This is a genomic window from Ruegeria sp. R14_0 (assembly GCF_017743975.1).
Taxonomy (GTDB): Bacteria; Pseudomonadota; Alphaproteobacteria; order Rhodobacterales; family Rhodobacteraceae; genus Ruegeria.
On record NZ_JAGHRC010000010.1, the window covers coordinates 1 to 18960 of the forward strand.

At 57.0% G+C, this 18960-nt stretch carries 21 protein-coding genes and 1 pseudogene; 14 read left to right on the forward strand and 8 right to left on the reverse strand.

All coding sequences use genetic code 11. The features are described from left to right. Nucleotides 1-1308: thioredoxin family protein (locus tag J7416_RS20080; RefSeq protein WP_209227324.1), on the forward strand; the 1308-nt coding region annotated here is incomplete at its 5' end. Between the two features lie 9 nt (nt 1309-1317). Here J7416_RS20080 and J7416_RS20085 read toward each other — a convergent pair. The 5 genes from J7416_RS20085 to J7416_RS20105 form a co-directional block, all read right to left on the reverse strand. Continuing rightward, nucleotides 1318-1776, reverse strand: a complete 459-nt coding sequence (locus J7416_RS20085; protein ID WP_171648632.1) for an ATPase — start codon at nt 1774-1776, stop codon at nt 1318-1320. Nucleotides 1777-1892: 116 nt separating this feature from the next. Next, the gene (gene ccmI / locus J7416_RS20090; RefSeq protein ID WP_171648634.1) at nt 1893-3041 is read right to left on the reverse strand and encodes a c-type cytochrome biogenesis protein CcmI; all 1149 of its coding nucleotides are present in this window, start codon (nt 3039-3041) and stop codon (nt 1893-1895) included. Continuing rightward, nucleotides 3038-3487: a cytochrome c-type biogenesis protein gene (locus J7416_RS20095; RefSeq protein ID WP_247744406.1), complete on the reverse strand. Its 450-nt coding sequence runs from the start codon at nt 3485-3487 to the stop codon at nt 3038-3040. Before J7416_RS20095 ends, ccmI begins: the two co-directional genes overlap by 4 nt. 35 nt (nt 3488-3522) lie before the next feature. Further along, on the reverse strand, nt 3523-4092 hold the full coding sequence (locus tag J7416_RS20100) for a DsbE family thiol:disulfide interchange protein (RefSeq protein ID WP_170515764.1): 570 nt from the start codon (nt 4090-4092) through the stop codon (nt 3523-3525). A 4-nt stretch (nt 4093-4096) separates the two neighbouring features. Beyond that, nucleotides 4097-6091 (reverse strand): heme lyase CcmF/NrfE family subunit, encoded by a 1995-nt coding sequence (locus tag J7416_RS20105; protein ID WP_171648638.1) that lies wholly within the window; start codon nt 6089-6091, stop codon nt 4097-4099. 215 nt (nt 6092-6306) lie between these two features. Here J7416_RS20105 and J7416_RS20110 point away from each other — a divergent pair, with 215 nt between their 5' ends. After that, nucleotides 6307-7146, forward strand: coding sequence for a transporter (locus tag J7416_RS20110; RefSeq protein ID WP_171648640.1), 840 nt, complete (start codon nt 6307-6309; stop codon nt 7144-7146). 21 nt (nt 7147-7167) lie between these two features. Further along, entirely contained in the window at nt 7168-7413 is a 246-nt protein-coding gene (locus tag J7416_RS20115) for a hypothetical protein (RefSeq protein WP_171678587.1), read from the forward strand. A gap of 4 nt (nt 7414-7417) precedes the next feature. Here J7416_RS20115 and J7416_RS20120 read toward each other — a convergent pair whose 3' ends face one another. Continuing rightward, nucleotides 7418-8083, reverse strand: coding sequence for a hypothetical protein (locus J7416_RS20120; RefSeq protein ID WP_171648645.1), 666 nt, complete (start codon nt 8081-8083; stop codon nt 7418-7420). Between the two features lie 286 nt (nt 8084-8369). Here J7416_RS20120 and J7416_RS20125 point away from each other — a divergent pair, with 286 nt between their 5' ends. From J7416_RS20125 to J7416_RS20165, 9 genes are all read left to right on the forward strand, one after another. After that, on the forward strand, nt 8370-9023 hold the full coding sequence (locus J7416_RS20125) for a L,D-transpeptidase (protein WP_171648647.1): 654 nt from the start codon (nt 8370-8372) through the stop codon (nt 9021-9023). A 634-nt stretch (nt 9024-9657) separates the two neighbouring features. Then, nucleotides 9658-10248 carry a L,D-transpeptidase gene (locus J7416_RS20130; RefSeq protein WP_171648651.1) on the forward strand — a complete coding sequence of 197 codons (591 nt, stop codon included), beginning with the start codon at nt 9658-9660 and terminating at the stop codon, nt 10246-10248. 66 nt (nt 10249-10314) lie between these two features. Continuing rightward, the gene (locus tag J7416_RS20135; protein ID WP_171648653.1) at nt 10315-10764 is read left to right on the forward strand and encodes a cytochrome c; all 450 of its coding nucleotides are present in this window, start codon (nt 10315-10317) and stop codon (nt 10762-10764) included. Between the two features lie 153 nt (nt 10765-10917). Continuing rightward, on the forward strand, nt 10918-11100 hold the full coding sequence (locus tag J7416_RS20140) for a hypothetical protein (RefSeq protein WP_209227326.1): 183 nt from the start codon (nt 10918-10920) through the stop codon (nt 11098-11100). Nucleotides 11101-11160: 60 nt separating this feature from the next. Further along, nucleotides 11161-11715, forward strand: coding sequence for a cytochrome c (locus J7416_RS20145; RefSeq protein WP_171648655.1), 555 nt, complete (start codon nt 11161-11163; stop codon nt 11713-11715). Nucleotides 11716-11724: 9 nt separating this feature from the next. After that, complete coding sequence (locus J7416_RS20150; protein ID WP_171648657.1) at nt 11725-12624, forward strand: c-type cytochrome; 900 nt, start codon at nt 11725-11727, stop codon at nt 12622-12624. A gap of 147 nt (nt 12625-12771) precedes the next feature. Next, nucleotides 12772-14034, forward strand: coding sequence for a multicopper oxidase family protein (locus J7416_RS20155; protein ID WP_247744399.1), 1263 nt, complete (start codon nt 12772-12774; stop codon nt 14032-14034). After that, nucleotides 14034-14507, forward strand: a complete 474-nt coding sequence (locus J7416_RS20160) for a cytochrome c (protein ID WP_171648660.1) — start codon at nt 14034-14036, stop codon at nt 14505-14507. The genes J7416_RS20155 and J7416_RS20160 overlap by 1 nt, the downstream gene beginning before the upstream one ends. A gap of 37 nt (nt 14508-14544) precedes the next feature. Then, on the forward strand, nt 14545-15237 hold the full coding sequence (locus J7416_RS20165) for a DsbA family protein (RefSeq protein ID WP_171648709.1): 693 nt from the start codon (nt 14545-14547) through the stop codon (nt 15235-15237). 36 nt (nt 15238-15273) lie between these two features. Here the strand turns inward: J7416_RS20165 and J7416_RS20170 are convergent, their stop codons facing one another. Next, on the reverse strand, nt 15274-15471 hold the full coding sequence (locus J7416_RS20170) for a heavy-metal-associated domain-containing protein (protein WP_171648662.1): 198 nt from the start codon (nt 15469-15471) through the stop codon (nt 15274-15276). A 173-nt stretch (nt 15472-15644) separates the two neighbouring features. On the opposite strand from J7416_RS20170, the gene J7416_RS20175 reads away from it, so the two are divergent. Together J7416_RS20175 and cueR are read left to right on the forward strand one after the other, a co-directional pair. Beyond that, the gene (locus J7416_RS20175) at nt 15645-18155 is read left to right on the forward strand and encodes a heavy metal translocating P-type ATPase (protein ID WP_171648664.1); all 2511 of its coding nucleotides are present in this window, start codon (nt 15645-15647) and stop codon (nt 18153-18155) included. 15 nt (nt 18156-18170) lie between these two features. Beyond that, nucleotides 18171-18578 carry a Cu(I)-responsive transcriptional regulator gene (gene cueR, locus J7416_RS20180; RefSeq protein WP_171648666.1) on the forward strand — a complete coding sequence of 136 codons (408 nt, stop codon included), beginning with the start codon at nt 18171-18173 and terminating at the stop codon, nt 18576-18578. Here cueR and J7416_RS22710 read toward each other — a convergent pair. Continuing rightward, nucleotides 18556-18854: pseudogene (locus tag J7416_RS22710) on the reverse strand (transposase); the annotation flags it as partial. The gene cueR and the pseudogene J7416_RS22710 overlap by 23 nt on opposite strands. Between the last annotated feature and the right edge of the window lie 106 nt (nt 18855-18960).

The window sequence follows — 18960 nt, forward strand, 5'->3', positions numbered from 1 at the left end:
CCCCGTACCGACGCACCCCGGACCCCGCCACCATATGAAATCGCGGCCGCCGAAACTTCGACCAGCGCGCTGGTCTGGATCATTCTGCTGGCGGTGGGCGGCGGGCTGATCCTGAATGTCATGCCCTGCGTGCTGCCGGTTCTGTCGATCAAGCTTTCCTCGGCGGTAAAGGCTCGCGACCGCTCTGCAGCGCAGATTCGCGCCGGGTTCCTGGCTTCGGCAACCGGAATCCTGGCATTCATGTGGCTGTTGGCGGCTATCACCATTGCGGCGCGGTCGCTGGGCTATTCCGTCGGCTGGGGCATCCAGTTCCAGAATCCGCTTTTCCTCGCGGTGATGATCGTGGTGCTGGCGGTTTTTGCAGCCAGCCTCGCGGGCTTGTTCGAGATCACGCTGCCGCAGTCGCTGAACACCCGGCTGGCCCATGTCGAAAAGGGCCGAGTGTCGCTGGTCGGGGATTTCCTGACCGGAACTTTTTCAGCAGTTCTGGCGACGCCCTGCTCGGCCCCCTTCCTCGGCACGGCGGTGGCCTTTGCCCTGACCGGCCGACCGGTGGATATAGTGGCAATCTTCACCGCAATGGGGGTCGGGCTGGCCATTCCTTACTTGCTGGTTGCAGTGCACCCGAAACTTACCGCCGCTCTGCCTAAACCGGGGCGTTGGATGGTGGGATTAAAATGGGCCCTGTCGGCGGCACTGCTGACCACGATCGGCTGGTTGGTCTGGGTGATGGTCGGGGTGGCCGGAGACACTGCTGCAACTGCTACCGTGCTGGCTGCAACTGTGCTGGTCCTGTTGATCTGGAAAAGTACGATGATGCCACCCGTTTTGCGCTGGACAGCCCTGTTGCTGACGCTGACCGCAGCGTTTGCTGCACCGGTTGCGATTGCCGGCAAAGACCGGTCCAGGCTGCTTGAGCCAGCCGGAGAGATCCCATGGATTACCTTCAGCCGCTCCGAAATCGCCCGCCTTGTATCGCGCGGCGAGGTGGTTTTCGTCGATGTCACAGCCGACTGGTGTCTGACCTGCAAGGCCAACAAAGCGTTGGTGCTGGAACGCGGCGAGGTTCTGGCAACGCTGCAATCGGACAAAGCAATTCCGATGCAGGCCGACTGGACCCGCCCCGACGATGTGATCGCCCGGTTCCTTGAGGACAATGGCCGGTTCGGGATCCCCTTCAACATCGTCTACGGCCCGTCGGCCCCCGAAGGCATCGCCCTGCCTGAGATCTTGACCACGAACGCCATTCTCGACGCGATGGAACAGGCCGCGCCGATTGCGGGCGGAGCTGTGGAAAGCGGATCCTGACCCCGGAGTTCACATATCCCGGATGCGATTGCTCTGCTGCGCCAAACGCATGGTCTCGTGCTCTTCCATTTCCAGTAGTGCTTGAAGGAGTTCGCGTGCCTCGGGTATTTCGGCACGCCCTTGCAAATACCGATATAAATCGATCACCTGATTGTGAAGATCGAAGACCGCTTCGCAGATCTCATCGATGCTCATCTGTGCGAGCGGTCTGTCGCAGGTGCGATGTGGGTCGACAGGCTCATGGCCCAAATAGTCATATACCCACGTGTTGAGCGCTTTGGGATCGGCTCGTTTCACGAAGCCATCGACGATTTTCTCCAAAGCAGCCTCATGGTCGGCGAGGTAGGTAAGCAACATCCTGGCCAGCTCCTGCTCGGACTGTGTCGAACAGTGGGCCAAACATTCGGCGAGCCAATGATGCATTTCCCGCGTCCAGACAATTAGATCAGAAAACGTTTCAACTTTCATGGCCTCAACCTCCTAAAGATCGGCATGCGAAAGCCTAAACCGGCATTTTCCAGATGGCTCACTGGGCATCGGAGCGCGAAGTCGGCGCCGGCCCGACCCACGCCAGGCTGCGGGAATCACCCCCCCAGTTCCCGCAATGCCCGGTCGATTGCCACCTTGCGCGGATCCTCCTGCGGCAGGTCATCCGCCAGATCCCTTGCCCTGCCATAGGCGTTCCGGGCGCCGTCGGTCTCGCCCAGCACCGAATAGGCGTTGCCCAGCCGCATCCAGCCGTCCAGATCCCCTGGGTTTTCCTGCATCCGGCTCGCCAGCCGTTCGACCATCGAGCGGATGAAGGCCTGCCGATCTTCGTCGGACATCTCCTCGGCCGTCGCCACCTGATCGGCAGTTGGGCCGGGCATGGAAGGGGCAAAAGTCGCCAGATCCACCGGCGCCCGTCCTATCGACGGGGCGATGCGGTTAAGCTGGGCCACAAAACTCTCCATCCATGGCCGGAACTCCTCTTCGGCGTCGATCCGCGTCTTCAGTAGATCATAGGCCTTTTCAGGCGATCCAGCCTGCTCCAGACCAACGGCTTTGTAGAATGTCGCTGCTGGGTTCGATGGGTCCAGTTCCAAGGCTCGTTCAAACGCCCGATCGGCCTTGGGCGTAACGACACCGTCATCGGCATAGACCAACGCCTCGCCATATTGCGACACCAGCGCTGAATTCGCATTGGGTCGGTCCAGCAACCCCTCGAACGCGTCTGCGGCATCTCCAAAGCGTCCCATACGCATATAGGTCTGAGCCAACAACACCCATCCCTCGGTTGGCCCGCCGGTTTCATCCGCCTCGAGCCGCGACTTCAGGCGCACGGCAAGGTCGGCGATTTCACGGGCTTCGGCCTGCTCCCCCTCGCGTTGGGCAAATGGCTGGCTGGGGATGTAGGGACTACCCAGTTGCCAATAAAGACCGGCTCCGAGCGCTGGAACTACCAGCGCGGCAAGTAAAATCAGCGCACGCCCGGAATGGCCCATCATCGCTTTGTCGTCCGATTGCCGGTCAATCGCCTTCAGGCGACGTTCTATCTCGGCTCTGGCGGCCTTGGCTTCTTCGGCCGAGATAATTCCTCGTTCCAGGTCCTTCTCTACTTCGCCGATCTGGTCGGAAAAGATGGCAGAGGCGCTTTCGTGTCTCGACAAGTCCGAGGTCTTGCGCCCCATACCGGAGAGGGCGAGCGTCAGAAACACCGCCACGGCCATGAATGAAAAGATAATCCAGATCATGCGTGCGGCTCCGTGAGTGAATGGTTTTCGGAATTCCGTTCTTCGCTCGCGCCGTGTGCCGTCTCTTGATTTCGCGACTTCCGATATCGGCGCGCATTCTGGGTCAATACCGCTGCAGTCGCGATACCACCCAGCCCCAGGATGACGATAGGCGCAACCCACAGTATGTAAGTTGATGGCTTCCACGGCGGGTTGAACAGAACATAGTCGCCATAACGCGCAACCAGAAAATCCATAACCTGCTGGTCCGAGTCACCTGCCACCAGCCGTTCGCGCACAAGCAGACGAAGGTCGCGCGCCACCCCGGCGTTAGAACTGTCGATGTCTTGGTTCTGGCACACCACGCAGCGCACCTGTTTTGAAATCGCCCGGGCCCGTTCTTCCAGAACCGGATCTGCAAGTATCTCGTCGGGCTCAACCGCGAATGCCGGCTGCGACACCAGCATCGCCAGAGTGACTGCGGTAATTACAATGCGACGTATCATGACGCCTCTCCTCCGGCCGCCCGCGCCTGATCCAGCGCGGTGCGCATCTTTGAAATTGCCTCGTCGCCCAGCACCGGGCCAACAAAACGGAATACGACCTTGCCCGCGCCATCAATCACAAAGGTCTCTGGCACGCCGGAAATCCCCCATTCGATCCCGGCTCGGCCGTCCAGGTCGGAACCGATGCGCTCATAAGGGTTGCCCAGATCGTCGAGCCATTTCCGCGCGTCCTGCGGCTTGTCTTTGTAGTTAATGCCCATCAGGCGAATGCCCTCATCGCGCACCATACGCGTTAGCACCGCATGTTCGGCCCGGCAGGGCACGCACCAGGACGCAAACACGTTGACCACGATCGGAGCTGACCCGTCATTTTCCACCAGATCGGTACTGGACAGCCCGTGGGTATCCAGCCCATCGACCGGCGGCAAGTCGAACTCAGGCACCGGCTGAGAGATCAAAACAGACGGGATTTCGTTTGGATCGCGATCGGGATTCAATCCCCATAGCAGAAAGGCACCCAGGATGCCGGCAATCGTAATTGGGAACAGTGCAAATAGACGTTTCATTGCCCTACTCCGCCGCCACCGGAACGGAGCCCTGCCCAGTCCGTTTTCGTGGTGCACCGACGCGTAGACGCCGATCGGAGAGTGACAAGACACCACCAAATGCTAACAATCCTGAACCTATCCAGATCCAGACCACCAATGGCTCATACAGGATACGCAGAGTCCATTTGCTCTGTTCTGATTCCGCCGCCGGTTCCGATATCGAGGCGTAAAGGTCCCCTGCCAACGTCGTTCGAATTGCCGACTCGGTCGTACTGGTACCCGCCACGAGATAGGCCCTGCGCTCGGGTTGAAGCGTGGTGACATAAGCGCCATCGCGAAATACCTTCAGTGTGGCCGTGCGAGACAGATAGTTCGGACCGCGAAGCTGTTCCACACCGTCAAAACGCACGTCGAACCCTGCTATCTCGATCTGTGTTCCGGGCTCGGCAAAAGTCACGACCTCGGATTTCCAAGCGCTGGACCCGATAAAGCCGATCATACAGACCGCCAACCCCGCATGGGCCACGACCATGCCGTAATGCGAACGCGGTAGGTTGCGGGCCCGACGCAGGGACTCGGCCAGCGGTGCCTCACCCAGCTTTATTCGGCTGGCCCACTCTGTCAGCACAGCGCCCAGCAACCAAACCGCAAGGCCGATCGACAGTACCGCCAAGGCTGGGCCGCCGGTATCCAGATACCACACAAGCAACGCCACGAGCAGGCTAACCCCGGCCACCCATTTAAGCCGGCCCAGAACACCGCGCAAATCCGCCCGCTTCCATGACAACAGCGGCCCAATCCCCATTACAACGACCAGAACCAGCATGATCGGCACGAAACTGGCGTTGTAATAAGGTGGTCCAACCGAAATCTTTTCACCTGTCACAGCCTCAAGCAAAAGCGGATAAAGCGTACCGAATAGAACCGTCGCCGTTGCGGTGGCCAGCAGCAGGTTGTTAATAAGCAAACCGGCCTCGCGGCTGATCGGGGCAAAAAGACCGCCGCCCTCCATCTCCGGTGCGCGTATGGCAAACAGCGTCAATGAACCACCGATCGCGACAGCCAACAGTGCCAAGATGTAAATGCCGCGTTCGGGATCGACCGAAAACGCGTGGACCGATGTAAGCAAGCCTGAGCGGACAATGAATGTCCCCAACAAGGACAACGAGAAGGTCAAAACGGCCAGCAGGATCGTCCAACTTTTGAAGCTGCCGCGCTTTTCTGTCACGATGGCCGAATGGAACAGCGCTGTGCCAGCAAGCCAGGGCATAAACGAGACATTCTCGACCGGATCCCAGAACCACCAGCCGCCCCAACCCAGTTCGTAATAGGCCCACCAGCTGCCCAGTACGATACCAAGTGTCAGAAACACCCACGCCGCCAATGTCCAGGGTCGGACCCAACGCGCCCATGCCGGATCGACCCGCCCCTCAATCAGGGCAGCCACGGCGAAAGAAAATACGATCGAGAAGCCGACGTAACCCAGGTATAGGAACGGCGGGTGCATAGCCAGGCCGACATCCTGCAATAGCGGATTTAAATCCTGACCATCCAGCGGTGCCGGAAACACCCGGTCGAACGGGTTCGAGGTGAACAGCATGAATGACAGGAACCCCGCGCTGATCCAGGCCTGCACTGCCAGTGTGCGCGCCTTGAGTTTCAGCGGGATGTTCCGAGCCAACAAAGACACACCCAGCCCGAAAATCACCAATATCAGAATCCACAACAGCAGCGACCCTTCGTGGCTACCCCAGGTCGCAGCCACCTTGAAAAGCATCGGTTTCAGCGAATGAGAATTGCTGGCCACATTTAGCACAGTGAAATCGCTGACCACGAAGGACCACATCAGAGCGGCGAAGGCGATAGCAACCAGCGCTGTCTGCAGGATCGAGGTCGCAGATGCCGATCGCATCCACATGACATTGTTCCGCGCTGCTCCAATCAAAGGTAATACGCTTTGCACCAAGGACACGGCCAGGGCGAGCGCCAAGGCAAACTGCCCGATTTCCGGTATCATTCCAAACCCTCCGGGTTTCCGGTTTCGCGGCCTTGTCCGACAATCCAGCGCTGGAGAGTCAAGGACATTTTTGCCGCACCCCAACCAGACGCGTGCGCCTTGGCTGGCGGATTTACGAACCGGTGGCCTTGACCTTCCAGCGTGGGAATCCCCCATTTTTCCAACACGTCGCTTGTCACGGAGCGCGAAATGGACAACCGAGTGAGGATAGGATGGTGAGAAACCAAACAGCAAAAATTCACCGTTGGAAATTCGTTCGGGCCGCTTTGATGGCCGGGGGTCTGGGCCTGGCGTCGCCCGTCATGGCTCAAACGGTGACACAGCCGACTGACAGCATGGCGATGGACCCGAAAGCCTCTGCTGGAATGGCTGGAATGGGCAACATGTCGGCAATGATGCGCCCTGACGCGTCGCCACCCACGGGTGTCGTCGGAGGCATGCACCCGCCCGAGGGCGTGTTGATGCCGGTATTCTCGTTTATGAACATGGAGATGGACGGAAACCGCTCGGGAACGCAGTCGCTGTCTACTTCGGACGTGCTGTCGCAATATATGATCGCGCCGCTCAGCATGAGCATGAACATGGCGATGATCGGCCTGATGTATGGCGTGACCGATGACATCTCGGTCATGGCGATGCTGCCCTATACCAACAAGTCGATGAAACATCAGACCCGCATGGGGCAGACTTTCAAGACCAGGGCGCAGGGGTTCGGTGACCTGAAGATCATCGGCGGGTATGATGTCTACAAATCCGACGGGCAGGTTCTGGAACTGTCTCTTGGCCTCAGCTTGCCGACCGGATCGATAGACGAGACCGACACTACGCCGGCCGGGCCGGACCAGCTGCTGCCCTACCCTATGCAACTGGGGTCCGGCACCTACGACCTGCTGCCGGGCATCACCTATACGGGCCAGAACGCAGATTGGTCGTGGGGCGCCCAGCTGGCCGCCATGATCCGGATGGGTGAGAATGATGCCGGTTACACCTTGGGTGACGTCTATTCAGCAACAGTTTGGGGTGCGCGGCGCTGGAATGACCAGTTCAGCTCCTAGTTGCGGGTGGTCGGCGACATCGTGGAAAACATTGACGGGTCGGATGCGCGCCTGAACCCAGGCATGGTGCCCACCGCTGATCCCACCCTGCGCGGCGGCCAGTTTCTGAGTATCGGAATCGGAGTGAATTACCTTGTGCCGGGGTCGGGCGTTTTGGCGGGCACGCGCCTGGGTATCGAGGGCGTGATCCCGGTGTATCAAGATCTGGATGGGCCCCAGCTTGAACGCGATTACGCAGTCTCCTTCGCGATACGCAGGGCGTTCTGACCCTTCAGCCCCAAACCGACTGTAAACGGACAATCAGCGCCGCCGCGGTGGTCAGAACGACCACTGACACCGCCATCAGTAGCAGGGCCAATACCACAGGTCCGCCGCGCCCAGGTACGCGACGTGCCAGTTGGGCTGCAAATCCAGTACCGTGGGCGATCTGGCTCTGAACGACGGATAGGTATAGCGGCAGCGCTCCGACCAGCGTGGCGTACAGGTAAACGCCTGAGATGTTCTCGAAGTAGGCGGAGCGTACCAGCGTCGGACCGACTACCCGCAACGCCACTACGGGATCACCGCCGAAAGACCCGAACCAGTCCGCCGAAAGCGCGTAGATCAGCGCATGCAGCACGATGAACAGGACGGCCCGTAGCAGCAGGTCAATTAGCAGATACCGGGCCGGGACGGCCCCCCTGCCCCGCGCCCTGACCCCAAAGGCGAATAGAAAAAAGCTGAGATAGTTCACGGCAAACACGACGGGCAGCCCATTTGTCACCACCTGGCGAAAAAACCGGACAAACGCGGGACCGCCGTTCAGAAGGTGCGTCGCAAAGCCCGGCGTACGCAGTATGAAAGCCAGCAACAATGGCACCAGCGCAAGACAGCTGACGATCAGCGTGTTCCGTGCAAACTGCCAAAACGGCATGTCGATTGCGAAAAATCTCTCCATTACATCTACCTTGCCAGCCAGTCCGTTTCCCGTCGATCACCCAAAGTGATTTCAGTGCTGTTGATTGATGAAGGTTCGCAAACCTTGGAATCTGATTTGCTTTGTTGCAACAAAGTCGGCGCATGATGACTCAGTAACCCGATTCCGCCTGTGTCTTAAATGCTAACGCTTAGGACGCCAGTCGTTTCGAACGAACAATTGAATGGACATAACGGATTGTTCGGATGATTGTCTTTGTCCATCTCCACGGTTCCGGATACCAAACCAAGTTACAGGAGCGCTATCAATGCTGACCAGACGACACTTTGTTGCGACTTCACTTGCCATTTTCTCTCAGCCAGTTTTTGGAGTGACGTCGGCGGCGGCCTCGCAATGGTCGGAGTGGGATGCGCAAGTAACGCCAGCCAATTTTGATCCCGCAACATCCAATCCCTGGGGGTTACACCCACGTTTCCTGCCTCAACGTGTGCAAACCAATCGACCACTTATTCCGGGTGACATTCATGTCGACGCGGTGGCACGATATCTGTATTTCATCGAAGACGGTGGCACAGCAATGCGTTACGGCGTAGCCATTGCCCGAGGCAATCTTTACGAGCCCGGTGTCTACACAATCAAGCGAAAGGCCAAATGGCCGCGTTGGACTCCTACCGCCGAAATGATTGAACGCGACCCTGATGAATATGCGCAATTCGCAGATGGTGTGCCCGGTGGGCCGACAAACCCATTGGGATCAAGGGCGTTTTATCTGTTCGAAGGTGGTCGCGACACATACCTGCGAATTCACGGAACGCCTTATCCAAGATCTATCGGAGGTCGCGCAAGTTCTGGCTGCGTAAGGATGGCGATGCCACATATCATCGGGCTTTATGATCGTGTCAGGCCAGGGTCCACGGCTCATCTCTACCCTCCCGAGCGCCTTCTGACCGCGACCAGCTGATAGGCGCTTGTCAGGCGCGCGTACAGATTGGGCGCCCTTCAATAGTCCTGAGTGGCAGGTAGGTTGTTTCAACCGGCCCCACGTAGCGATACCAATAGCAACCGTCCTCAGGCATGATTTTAACGGCGTTCAGGTCCTGGCCCGGAGCAGCGATCTGGGCAACGGCGTCAGGAACTCGGGAAAGCGTTCCGGGCTCGCTTTCTGCAGATATCGACGTTGTTTCGGTGCAGGCGCCGACGAGCATAAGTGCGGCCAGTGCTTGGAAAGCTTTCTTGAAGCACATGGTGTTTAGTCCACTGTGTTTGTCATTTGTAGTACCTGATACCCTCGCATCGACGGGTGATCACATCAATTCTCCAAGAACTAAGCAATTGTTAGCGTTGCTTTTTTGTGCTCGGTTGATTCAAGAAAGTCAGGTTTTGCTGATAGCAGCCTGGAATTACGTCCAAGAAAAATTGCTTTTCCACAATGACTTGATGATTTGGGTCCGCCTTCTAAGGAAATATCCCTGCGCCAACGGCAACGACAATTCAGACGAGTCATCCCATATGAAATGTCATTTGCGTGTTGACCTTCCAGCGCAGGAACCGGGCATACGAGTTATTTGAGTCGGAAAAAAAGAATAAACTTTGGGATGGCAGGCATGAAACGGAGCAAAGAAGGAAAGGTTGTTACGCGACGTGGAGTGATTGCCGCGTTTGCTGCGACGGCGCTTTTTCCAGCACCGGCCGTTTGGGCCCAATCAACGGCAACTGAGGGGACGCGCCGCAATGTTTCCTCATTCCGCGTTGCTAAATGGCAGGACCACTTTGATACCTTGAAAAACGGGGTAATCCTGTCTGATACACAGTCCAAGGTCCTGCAATATTGGTCAGAAGACGAAAGCGTCTATCGGATGTATCCAACCAGCGTACCGCTCACGGAAGACCTTACAAGGCTGGGCTACACCACAGTTATTCGCAAGGTCGAAGGGCCATCTTGGCGACCAACGCCGGCAATGAAAGAGCGCAATCCAGCATGGCCTGACTATGTAGGCCCGGGTCCTGAGAACCCTCTGGGGACACATGCGCTCTATTTGAGCTGGCAATACTACCGTATCCACGGCACCAACGACACGCGCAAGATCGGGAGAAGATCCTCCAACGGCTGCATTGGTTTATACAACGAGCAGATTGCGGAATTGTTCGAACTGGCCACTGTGGGCACTCAGGTAAAACTGATCTGACCTTGGTCAGGCGGATTTTTTTGCGCGCGTTGAACCTAAGAACTGACAATCATGTGAAGAACAGAGATGGATAAACTTACACTCTTGATAGGCGGAGTAGTGATCGCAGGCGCCGCAGCTTTAGTCTACAACTTAAATCAGCAACCAACAGGTCACTCGATGACGCCACCCGATACGTCAGCACTGGAGCCAGGAGACCCAATCGAAAACGTCAATCTGCCGGACCAGCTAAGCGAATTTGCGGCCGTCGGCAAAGTGGCATTCGACGCCAAATGCTCGGCGTGCCATGGCGCGAATGCAACAGGTCTGGAAGGCCTTGCACCACCTTTGGTGCATAAAATCTATGAACCAAGCCACCATTCGGACGAGTCATTTTATGTGGCAGTCCAGAATGGAGTTCGGGCACACCATTGGAAGTTTGGTAATATGCCGCCGGTCGATGGCTTGACCCGTGCGGATGTGAAGGGCATCGTGGCGTATATCAGAGAGCTGCAGCAGGAAAACGGGATTTTCTGAAGGTGACGAGCCGAATGGGCAGTGCAATTCGTTACATCATACTGTCAATGGTGCTGACCATTGGCGGGCTGCTTGTGACGGCCGATTCTGCTCATGCACATGGCAGTGGATCACAGCACGTGATTGACCAAACGGAGTCAGCGGACGTTGAGCATGTCAAGCAGGGTCATCCCGGACATTGTCATGGCGGAACGATTTGCAACGCTGTTGGTCTATTTTCGATGGGTCCACCACCGCCTGGCCCCCAAGATACTGAACAAAGATACTCGATCCCTCGAGCCCAATACCGGGTGCTCGGTATCGCGGCGTTTGACCCACCACCGCCGCGTGTCCTGATCTGACCAGTCGAATTGCGCTCAACCTGGGCGCGTCGAAGCAGACGACAAGGACAAAACAATGAACATTCTAAAAATGACCACAGGCGTTGCCCTGGTTTCTCTGTTCGCAGCCGCCGCCCTGGCGCATGGTGGCGCAACCGGCATCGTCAAAGAACGCATGGATGGTATGTCCGCGATGAAGGACAGCATGAAGATCCTTACGCCGATGATGCAGGGGAAAACGCCCTACAATGCGCAAACGGTACAAAGCGAAGCCGAGATAATTGGGCGTCATGCTGGTGAAAGCATGACAAAGCTGTTTCCAGAAGGATCTGATGGCAAACCCTCGGAGGCCAAACCGGAGATCTGGCAGGATTGGGGTTCCTTTGCTGAATTGGCCAGCCAACTGGAAACCTACTCTGAAGGCCTCGTGCTTGCGGCGGACAACGGGTTGATGATGTCCGGGTCGGGGCAAGGTTCGGGCATGATGGGCGGCGCATCCATGATGGGCGGCGGTTCTATGATGGGTGGCAGTCCAGATCAGACACAACTGTCTGAAATGCCAGCAGATGGTGTGTTCATGATGCTGAGCCAGACTTGCTCGGCGTGTCACACGCAATTTCGGTCGGAATAGGAATGCGTCATGAGACCGATATTCCGATTGGGCCTTGCTGCCGCCGTAACGGCGTCAGCGGGACTTGTTGCCGTGATGGCTTGGCCAATTGGCCAGCCCTTACAAGCTCTCGACATTCAGGGTGACGTTAACCGCGGGGCTTATCTGGCAAGGGCAAGTGGCTGTATCGCTTGCCACACAGATTTTGCCAAAGGGGGCGCGCCCTTGGCCGGTGGGGTGGAGTTGGATACCCCGTTCGGCACGCTCTATTCACCGAACCTGACCACAGATCCTAACCACGGGATCGGTGATTGGACGGTCGAGGAATTTGCCCGCGCTGTGCGTCAAGGCGTGTCACCCGGCGGACAACCCTACTACCCGGCCTTTCCTTATCCGTTCTATGCCAATTTCACGGATCAGGATATCGCCGATCTCTGGGCCGCCTGGCAAACGGTTGCACCGGTAGCGGAACCGTCAAAAGAGCAGGAAATGGCGTTCCCCTTCAATCAGAGATGGGGCCTGAAGCTGTGGCGCGCGGCTTTTCTGGAACCACCCCGCACTGATCCCGTGCCGGGCAATGACGAAGTGTGGAACCGGGGCCGGCTACTGGTCGAAGGTGCCACGCATTGTGCGGCCTGCCACACCGGGAGGAACCTGGCTGGCGCAAGAAATTCGGACACGGAACACTTCAAGGGAAGTGACTCTCTGCCGGGCGGTGACACGGCACCGGCCATCGACTTTGAAACCCTGCAAAAGCGTGGTTGGACGGTAGATGATTTGGCCTACGCGTTGCGCACCGGCGTAATGCCTGATGGCGATGTCTTCGGCGGCGCCATGGGAGAGGTCGTAAACTATGGCACCAGCTTTCTGACAGACGAAGACCGGAAGGCAATGGCGACCTATCTGCTGGATGTGCACGACGGGGGGTAATCGAGTGAGAGATCAAATTTTCTTTGGAGGGAAGTCCTCATGAAGCTCAATCGCAGGCAATTCGTTGCAGGCACGTCGGCACTAATCGCAATGCCGACTTTCGGGAGGGCGGCTACCGCCCCTCGAATAATCGAGGCGCGTTCAGGATTGGCACGTATTGCCCCCGACAGCTATCCTGAAACCGAGATATGGGGATATGATGGCGGTGTTCCGGGCCCTGAAATTCGTGCCCGGCAAGGCGAAACGGTTCGCCGGACACTCCTGAACTCGCTACCTCAGCCTACAGCAATCCATTGGCACGGATTGCGGGTTCCAAACAATATGGACGGGGTGCCGGGCCTTACGCAGGAGGCTGTACCAACCGGCGGCGAATTTCAGTATGACTTGCCTCTGAAGGACGCGGGGACCTTCTGGTATCACTCTCACAACCAGTCAACGGAACAAGTGGCCAGGGGCCTTTACGGCGCGTTCATCGTCGACGAAACGGACCCGCCGGACACGGATCATGACATTACGATCCTTCTGGATGACTGGCGGTTGTCTAAGGACGCTCAAATAGTTGATGATTTTGGTGCAATGCATGATTGGACCCATGCAGGTCGGATGGGAAACTACGTTCACGCGCGCATATCGCCAATGACCGAAGTTTTGACGAACCAGCGATTGCGAATTCGAATGGTCAACGTGGCAACTGATCGGATCATGTATGTGTCAGTAGGTGGCGCAAACGGGAAACTGGTCGCTTATGATGGAATGCCTGTAAGGCAGCCAGAAGATTTCGAAACACTTGTTTTCGGACCTGCACAGCGAGCAGACTTGATCGTCGACGTCACAGCGGAATCGAACGAAGCCGTTCAAATAACTCTTCACGAACGCGATGAATCATTTGTTATCGCTGAGATCCCGGTTTCGGGAAGCGGTACATCTGCCAGCCGCGGTGAGATTGAAGCTCTGCCACCCAACCCTGTTTCTTTTCTTGAAGATGTTTCTGACGCCTTAAAGGTTCCATTGGTGATGGAAGGCGGGGCGATGGGCGGACTGCGTCAAGGTACTTACAACGGCCAAGTCATGAGCGCTAATGAGTTGGTTCAGGAAGGACAGATCTGGACATTCAACGGAGTCGCAGGGTTACCCGAAGACCCGCTCGCTTCCGTTTCGCGTGGCGACATAGTCCGTATTCAGATGCAGAACGACACTGTCTTTGCGCACGCCATGCACTTGCACGGGACGCACTTTCAGGAAGTTCTGCCGAACGGCAGCCTGGGGCCGCTGCGGGACACAATCCTGGTTGACCGGATGGAAACGCGGGAGATTGCGTTCGTTGCGGATAACCCGGGGGACTGGCTGTTTCATTGCCACATGCTGTCGCATCAGGCCGCTGGTATGAAGACCTGGCTGAGCGTGGCGTGATGAACAAGAGCGCGGCGAATTGGCTGTCACTGGCTGCTGTGGTGATCATTGTCGCGGTCGCTGGCTGGGGCTTGGGTGGGCGTGCGCAGAACAGTTCATCGGCGGATTCGGCACGTGGTGTATTTTTGTATGCCGAAAACTGCGCGTCATGCCACGGGGCAGATTTGGAGGGTCAACCAGATTGGCAGACACCCGGTGCAGATGGCGTACTACGGGCACCCCCGCATGACCGAACAGGGCACACTTGGCATCACAGCGACAAGCTGTTGTTCGATTATACAAAGCTTGGCGGGGACCAAACACTAAAACAGATGGGCGTCTCTGATGTCAAAAGCGGTATGCCAGGTTTCGAGGACACTCTGTCGGATCAGGAAATCTGGGACATCCTTGCCTTCATCAAGGAGAGTTGGCCGGATCGGGAACGCAAGCTGCAAGAGCAGCGCACCGAGGCAGAACAAACGGAAGGAAACTGATGTGAAACGAATATTTGCAGGCTTAATCGCCATCGCCATGTCGATTGGCGTTCCTATAGCACGCGCCGACGAGCTGTCTGACTCCGATGTGAAACGGCTGGCTCTGGAAGCCATTTTGGAAAACCCTGAGATCATCATGCAGGCGATTCAACTGCTTCAACAGCGCGAGAATCAGGCAAAAGCCGAAGCAATTGGAAGCGTCTTGGAAAATCAGCGTGAATTGCTGGAACAGGATCCGAATGCGCCTGTCATCGGAAACCCGAAAGGCGATGTAACCGTGGTCGAGTTTTTTGACTATAACTGCCCATATTGCAAACGCGCTGCCCCGGTTGTGAAAAACGTAATCGCAGGCGATTCCGATGTACGAGTTGTCTATCGAGAATGGCCCATACTCGGAGAAGGTTCCGACTTCGCGGCACGCGCCGCGCTTGCCTCACGTAATCAGGGAAAATATGAAGAATTTCATTGGGCGCTTATGGCTCTGGACGGTCGTGCCACTGAGGCCAGTGTCCTGAAAGTTGTCCGTGAACTCGGCCTGGACGAGGATCAATTGCGCGCAGATATGGAGGCGCCGGAAGTCGACGCACATATTCAGGTGTCCATGGAATTGGCCCGACAGCTTGGCTTCAGTGGCACCCCCTCGTTTGTGATTGGAGATGCTCTTGCCCCGGGGCTGATCGCCGAAGATGAAATGACCCGGCTAATCGAGGCAGTCAGAGACGCAAGATAAAACCAAGGGGCGACTGAATGTGCGCCCCTAAGTTTCTCATGCGACCGTGGCTTCGTATCCCTCGGACTTCAGAGCAGCAAGGATATGATCAAGTGGATTGGCGCTTAAGACACGTACCCTGCGGTTTTCCATGTCAAAGTCCAACTGTGCGAAGGAATCCACCGTGGCAACGGCTTTTTCGATAGCTGACTTGCAGTGCCCGCAGCTCATATCCGGGATATTTAGGGTCGTCATGGATGTTTGCTCCTGTTTTCCGTTGTCCCGGCTAAAGTATTCCAGCACAGGAAGGTCAAGTCGTGAAAATTGGATCGCCAAAATTAGTGGAAAAGAAAGTCAACCCCATCCCTTGACCTTCCACTTGCTGGAACCCTTATGTTGCCCGTCAGCAGAACATTTGTGGTGACAATATGACTGAAATTTCACATGCGCGGTTCCAGGTTCAGGGTATGAGCTGTGCCTCTTGCGTAGGGCGCGTCGAGCGCGCGTTGAAAGATGTGCCAGGGGTAGATGCCGCTTCGGTTAATCTCGCCAGCGAAAGCGTTCAGGTCGATTTCCGCGATCCAGCCGATAAAGCGGCCATTGCTGATGCGTTAAACAGCGCCGGATATCCGGCACGGACGGAAGAGGTAACGCTGGATATTCAGAACATGTCCTGCGCATCTTGTGTAGGACGCGTTGAACGGGCCTTGGAGGCCAACGACGGCGTATTGTCCGCGTCGGTTAATTTGGCCACCGAAAGTGCAACAGTACGTTATGCCGAGGGAGTCACAACACCCGAAGCCATCGCGGCGCTTGCAGCATCTGCTGGCTATCCGGCGAGCCTGCGATCCGCGACGCAGACCGAACCACAAGACCGTAAGGCGGCAGAGATCAGCCATTTGGCGCGGCGAACAAGCTTTGCCGCTTTGCTCGCTTTGCCGGTTTTCGTCCTTGAAATGGGCTCGCATGTTATTCCGGGCATGCACCACCTGATAACGAGCACGATCGGCATCCAGAACAGCTATTACCTGCAATTCCTTCTAACCACGATCGTTCTTTTTGGGCCAGGATTGCAGTTCTATACCAAGGGATTCCCTTCCTTGGTCAAAGGCGCGCCAGACATGAACTCTCTGGTGGCTCTGGGCACTTCGGCGGCCTATGGGTTCTCGCTTATCTCGACTTTTGCACCGGGTATTCTTCCGGCCGGAACCGCAAACGTCTACTACGAGGCCGCAGCGGTGATCGTGGTTCTCATATTGCTTGGGCGGTTCCTTGAGGCGCGCGCCAAGGGCCGAACGGGTGAAGCGATCCGAAAACTGGTCGGTCTGCAGGCAAAAACAGCGCGAGTTGAGCGCGACGGAACGGTTGTCGAGCTTCCAATTGAGCAGATCGTTGTAGGAGATCTTGTGCACGTTCGACCGGGCGAAAAGATTGCGGTGGATGGTGCCGTAGTGACCGGCGCGTCATATGTCGATGAAAGCATGATCACCGGCGAGCCGGTTCCTGCCGAAAAGACCGAGGGCGCAACTGTGGTCGGCGGAACAGTCAATGGCACGGGCGCATTGACGTACCGGGCTGAAAAGATCGGCGCAGACACTATGTTGGCCCAGATCATTCAAATGGTCGAACAAGCACAGGGTGCCAAGCTTCCGATTCAAGGCTTGGTTGACCGTATCACGCTGTGGTTCGTGCCTGTAGTGATCGCTGTGGCCGTAATGACTGTGCTGGTTTGGATGTTGTTCGGACCCGATCCCGCGCTCAGCTTGGCGTTGGTAGCCGGGGTTGCGGTACTGATCATTGCTTGCCCCTGCGCCATGGGGTTGGCCACACCCACCTCAATCATGGTCGGCACCGGCCGCGCGGCCGAGATGGGTGTCCTTTTCCGAAAGGGCGACGCCTTGCAAATGCTGCAGGAAACCACCGTTGTTGCAGTGGACAAGACGGGGACCTTGACCGAAGGGCGTCCGGAGCTGACCGACCTTATTGTGGCCGAAGGATTGGCCGAGGATGAGGTTCTGCGCCTTGTGGCTGCCGTTGAGGTCACATCCGAACATCCGATCGCCACGGCCATCGTGCGCGCGGCTGAAACCCGTGGTCTGGAGCTTTCGAAGCCAGAAGACTTCACGTCGATCACCGGTTACGGGGTAAGCGCTTCAGTCGAAGGCCATACAATCTTGATCGGGGCCGACCGCCTGATGAGTCGCGAAGGGGTTGAAATGGGCGCGCTGTCTGATCGGGGCGCTGAACTGGCAATCAACGGAAAGACTCCACTTTATGCTGCCGTAGACGGGGTTATCGCGGCCGTAATCGCTGTGGCGGACCCAATCAAGACCACCACGCCAGACGCAATTGAAGCTTTGCACGGACTGGGGCTGAAAGTAGCGATGATTACCGGCGACAATACCGCTACAGCCAAATCCATCGCGGCGCAGCTTGGCATCGATCATGTCGTGGCCGAGGTTCTGCCCGAGGGTAAAGTATCCGCGTTGCAGGATTTGCGTTCAAATGGCGGAAAACTGGCGTTTGTGGGTGATGGCATCAACGATGCACCCGCGCTGGCGGCGGCTGACGTAGGAATTGCGATCGGGACAGGCACTGACATCGCCATCGAGGCGGCTGACGTCGTTCTGATGTCAGGCGACCTGACAGGCGTGGTCAACGCCTTCGATGTTAGTCAGCGCACCATGCGTAACATCCGCCAAAACCTGTTCTGGGCGTTCAGCTACAACACGCTACTCATACCGGTTGCAGCGGGGGTGCTCTATCCGTTTGGCGGCCCGTTGCTGTCGCCGGTTCTGGCTGCAGGTGCCATGGCGCTGTCCAGTGTATTTGTCCTGACCAACGCGCTGCGGTTGCGCTGGGTTAAGCCGATCAAAGTTGGGCGAGAACAGATCTCGCAGAATGAAGAGCAGGCGCTGCGATCAGCGCCTGCTGAATAGAATAGGAGAACCGCTGTGAATATCGGAGATGTAGCAGAACGTTCGGGTCTGCCTGCCAAAACCATCCGCTATTACGAGGATATCGGATTCATCAAACCCAGGCGCAGCCTGAACGGGTATCGCCATTTCGATGAAAAGGAATTGCACAAACTGGCCTTCATCGGGCGGGCCCGCTCATTGGGCTTTACCATTGAGGATTGCCGTTCACTACTGGCGTTGTACGAGGACAAAGAACGCGCAAGCGCGGACGTGAAGGATATCGCCAAACAGAACCTAAAAGAGATAGATGCCAAGATCGCGGACCTGAAGGCCATGCATGCAACACTGTCTCATCTGATTGATGAATGCGCCGGTGACCATCGCCCCGACTGTCCAATCTTAAGGCAACTGGGTTCGAAACTCATTGGTTCACAGCCAGATTAGGACGCAGCCGCAGGAGCGATATCCGAGAAAAAGACTTTGGGCACCTGTCATAACGGGTAGCGACACGCCGTCGGCCCCTCTGGCGTCCAAACAGGATATTGATCCTGTTGCGTCGTTTGTAGCGTCGCATGTCGTACTGGACAGGTTTGCCGCGTGATTTCTGATCTAGGATGCAGGGCTTCGTCTCCCGTCTGTCAGGGCCTCTCGGAACCCGTCGGCATCACAGACGTGATCTCCCGGCAGCCAATCAACCGATGGAAGGCTGTTGATCAGGGCGCCTGTAACACGCAGCCGAGACGGTCGCAACCAAACTAATAGATCCAGAGCCTAGCAGTTCTTACCGCGTAGGAAGCACTTCGAATATTGGAAAGAGGTTGAACAC